Annotated in this window: 5 protein-coding genes; 4 read left to right on the forward strand and 1 reads right to left on the reverse strand. The window is 71.5% G+C overall.

Features of this window, described 5'->3' with window-relative positions; genetic code table 11:
* From AC1D15_RS22160 to AC1D15_RS22170, 3 genes are all read left to right on the forward strand, one after another.
* On the forward strand, positions 1 to 436 hold a 436-nt coding region (locus tag AC1D15_RS22160), incomplete at its 5' end, for a hypothetical protein (RefSeq protein ID WP_477827665.1).
* A 23-nt stretch (positions 437 to 459) separates the two neighbouring features.
* The gene (pgsA, locus tag AC1D15_RS22165; RefSeq protein WP_477827666.1) at positions 460 to 1,026 is read left to right on the forward strand and encodes a CDP-diacylglycerol--glycerol-3-phosphate 3-phosphatidyltransferase; all 567 of its coding nucleotides are present in this window, start codon (positions 460 to 462) and stop codon (positions 1,024 to 1,026) included.
* Complete coding sequence (locus AC1D15_RS22170) at positions 1,023 to 1,973, forward strand: DMT family transporter (RefSeq protein ID WP_477827667.1); 951 nt, start codon at positions 1,023 to 1,025, stop codon at positions 1,971 to 1,973. The genes pgsA and AC1D15_RS22170 overlap by 4 nt, the downstream gene beginning before the upstream one ends.
* Here the strand turns inward: AC1D15_RS22170 and AC1D15_RS22175 are convergent.
* The gene (locus AC1D15_RS22175) at positions 1,888 to 2,856 is read right to left on the reverse strand and encodes a LysR family transcriptional regulator (protein ID WP_465114675.1); all 969 of its coding nucleotides are present in this window, start codon (positions 2,854 to 2,856) and stop codon (positions 1,888 to 1,890) included. The genes AC1D15_RS22170 and AC1D15_RS22175 overlap by 86 nt on opposite strands.
* 75 nt (positions 2,857 to 2,931) lie before the next feature.
* Between AC1D15_RS22175 and AC1D15_RS22180 the strand changes: the two genes are divergently transcribed.
* On the forward strand, positions 2,932 to 3,653 hold a 722-nt coding region (locus AC1D15_RS22180; protein ID WP_477827668.1), incomplete at its 3' end, for an alpha/beta fold hydrolase.

The following is a 3,653-nucleotide window of genomic DNA, read 5'->3' on the forward strand; positions in this document are numbered from 1 at the left end:
ACCCGCGCCTGCGCCGGCATCGCGCCCCGCCCCGGCGCCAGCCCCCGCGCCCGCTGCCGCGCCAGCCCCCGCGGCCGGCGGTTTCGTCAAGCTGACCGCGCCGGGGCCGGTGCGCAACTGGAACGAAGTGCGCCTGCAGGCCGCGCGGCGCATGGTCGCGTCGAACCCGAACGGYACCTACATGAGCCGGCCGCCCGACATCCTGCTCGCCATTCCCGTGCTCGAGGTCGAACTGAACTCCGACGGCAGCGTGCGCCGCATCGACGTGCTGCGCTATCCGGGCCAGGCGCCCGAGACCACGCAGATCGCAATCGACGCGGTCAAGCGCGCCGCGCCCTTCGGCGACGTATCGAAACTGCCCAAGCCGTGGAAGTTCGTCGAGACCTTCCTGTTCGACGACGACAAGCGCTTCAAGCCGCGCACGCTGGATCCCTGAAGAACTTGGGCACAATGCCGCCCATGTTCTTCAATCTGCCGACGCTGCTGACCTGGGCGCGCATCGTTTCGATTCCGCTGGTCGTCGGGGTGTTCTACCTCGACGTCAAGGAGCCGCACCAGAACCTCATCGCGACGGTGCTGTTCATCGTCGTCGCGCTGACCGACTGGGCTGACGGCTACCTGGCCCGCCGGCTCAACATGACCTCGTCGTTCGGCGCCTTCCTCGATCCGGTCGCCGACAAGTTCCTCGTCTGCGCCGCGCTGCTGGTGCTGGTGCACCTGGGCCGGCTGCATGCGCTGGTGGCCCTCGTGATCATCGGCCGCGAGATCGCGATCTCCGCGCTGCGCGAGTGGATGGCGCAGATCGGCGCGTCGCGCAGCGTCGCGGTGCACATGCTCGGCAAGGTCAAGACCACGGTGCAGATGATCGCGATCCCGTTCCTGCTCTACCRCGGCACGCTGTTCGGCCTGGTCGACACGCAGCTGTGGGGCACCTGGCTGATCTACGCATCGGCGGTGCTGACGATCTGGTCGATGGTGTACTACCTGCAGAAGGCGCTGCCGGAGATCCGAGCCAAGGTTCGATGAGCGCCGCCGGCGGCGCCACCAGCGCGCGCGACCGCCTGGTGCAGGCGATGCCGCCGGTGTTCGTGCTGATCTGGAGCACCGGCTTCATCGTCGCGCGCTACGGCATGCCGTACGCGCCGCCGATCTCGTTCCTGTCGCTGCGCTATGCCCTGTCGGTGCTCAGCTTCGGCGTGTGGATCGCGCTGTCGCGCGCCGCCTGGCCGCGCGGCCGCGCGCAATGGCTGCACCTCGCGGCCTCGGGCGTGCTGATGCATGCCGGCTACCTGGGCGGCGTCTGGGCCGCGGTGAAGTCCGGCATGGGGGCCGGCACGATCGCGCTGCTGGTCGGCCTGCAGCCGGTGCTGACGGCGGTGTGGGTGAGCGCCATGTCGACGTCGTCCGATGGTGAATCGCGCGTTTCCAGCCGCCAATGGCTCGGGCTGGCGCTCGGCCTGTCGGGCCTGCTGCTCGTCGTCTGGCGCAAGCTGGGGGCCGGCGAGCTGACCGCCTGGAACCTGTCGCTCGCCGCCTTCTCGCTGCTGTGCATCACGGCCGGCACCCTCTACCAGAAGCACTTCGTCGCGCCGTGCGACGTGCGCACCGCCAACACCGTGCAGCTGCTGGCCGCGCTGGCGGTCAGCCTGCCGATCGCGCTGCTGGAGCAGGAGCCGATCGTCTTCCACCCGCACCTGATCGGCGCGATGGCCTGGTCGGTGATCGGCCTGACGCTGGGCGGCAGCTCGCTGCTGTACCTGCTGATCCAGCGCGGCGCGGCCACGCGCGTGACGAGCCTGCTCTACCTGGTGCCACCGACCACCGCGCTGATGGCCTGGGCGCTGTTCGGCGAGTCGATCACGCCGGCGATGGTGCTCGGCATGGCGCTCACCGCCGTCGGCGTGGCGCTGGTGGTGCGCTCGCCTGCGCCGCCGGAGGCGCCAGCCACGGCGGCGTCGCCAAGGCCTGAATGAGCTGCTGCTGAAGCAGCCGCACGCGGCGCGGCACGCTGCTGTTCGGCGCACGCGGCGGCAGCACCCAGTGCACATCGGCATCGAGCATCGCCCAGCGCGGCAGCACCTGCTGCAGCCGGCCGCTGCGCAGGTGCTCGTGCACGTCCCACAGCGAGCGCAGCATCAGCCCGTGGCCGGCCAGCGCCCAGTCGCGCACCACCTCGCCGCTGTTGCTCGCGAGCGGGCCGTGCACCCGCACCGTCACGGCGGCGCCGCGCGGCGACAGCTCCTGCAGGCGCCAGGCGGCGGGTTGGTCGTCGTTCTCGCTGACGATCAGGCAGGCATGCTGCGCGAGATCGTCGAGCGTCTGCGGCACACCCGCGCGCTCGAGATAGGCAGGCGCGCCGACGATGATGCGCCGGTTCGACGCGAGCCGGCGCGTGACGACGTTCGGATCGCGCGGCGCCCACAGCCACACCGCGGCGTCGAAGCCGGCGGCGCGCAGGTCGGGCAGCTGCTCGCGCAGGTGCAGCTGCACCTGCACCTGCGGGTAGGCGGCATGGAACTGCGCCAGCAGCGGCCCGAGCCAGGCGTGGCCGAAGCCGAACGAGCTGCACAGGCGGATCAGGCCGCGCGGCTCGTCGTGGCGCTCGGTCAGCTGGGCTTGCAGTTGCTCGAAGCCCTGCAGCAGCGGCCGCGCCTGCGCGAGGAAGGCTTCGCCGTGCGGCGTGAGCTGCAAGCGCCGCGTGCTGCGGTGGAACAGCCGCAGCCCGAGCCGCGACTCCAGCGCCGCCAGCCGCTTCGACACGGCCGGCGGCGCCAGGTCGAGCTGGCGCGCCGCGGCGGCCAGGCTGCCCAGCTCGGCCGCACAGCTCACCAGCGCGAGGTCGGAGCGCTCGATCATTGATGCCTCCAGGGAACGAATGGGTTTCCGGATTATTGCTTGCCGACCGTGTGCGAGCGCACCAGAATGCGCCGCATGTTCGAAGGATTCGAGAGCCGGCGTTTCGCCGTCGAAGGGGCCGAGATCCATACGCGGGTGGGCGGGCAGGGCGCGCCGCTGCTGCTGCTGCACGGCCATCCGCAGACGCATGCGATGTGGCACCGCGTGGTGCCGCAGCTCGCGCAGCGCTTCCGGGTGGTGGCGATGGACCTGCGCGGCTATGGCGACTCGTCGCGGCCCGCACCCGATGACGCCCATGCGATGCACGCCAAGCGGGCGATGGCGCGCGATGCGGCCGGCGTGATGGCGCAGCTCGGCCACGCGCGCTTTGCGGTCTGCGCGCACGACCGCGGTGCGCGGGTGGCGCACCGGCTGGCGCTGGATCACCCTGATGTGGTGTCGCGGCTGCTGCTGCTCGACATCGCACCGACGCTCGCGATGTACGAAGGCACGACCGACGCGTTCGCGCGCGCCTACTGGCACTGGTTCACGCTGATCCAGCCGGCGCCGTTGCCGGAGCGGATGATCGGCCACGACCCGGTGTTCTACCTGCGCAGCGTGATGGGGCGGCGCCATGCGGGGCTCGCGGCCTTCGATCCGGCCGCTCTCGCGGAATACGAGCGCTGCATCGCGCTGCCGGGCAGCGTGGCGTCGATCTGCGAGGACTACCGCGCCTCGGCCACCATCGACCTCGACCATGACCGCGCCGACCGCGCGGCCGGCCGGCGCGTCGAGGTGCCGCTGCGCGTGCTGTGGGC

It is taken from the genome of Rhizobacter sp. P2_H2 (assembly GCF_056403375.1).

Bases quoted from the DNA above. Each gene is read 5' to 3' on its own strand.
- AC1D15_RS22170 (WP_477827667.1), top strand. From the start codon at position 1,023: ATGAGCGCCGCCGGCGGCGCCACCAGCGCGCGCGACCGCCTGGTGCAG.
- AC1D15_RS22175 (WP_465114675.1), bottom strand. From the start codon at position 2,856: ATGATCGAGCGCTCCGACCTCGCGCTGGTGAGCTGTGCGGCCGAGCTG.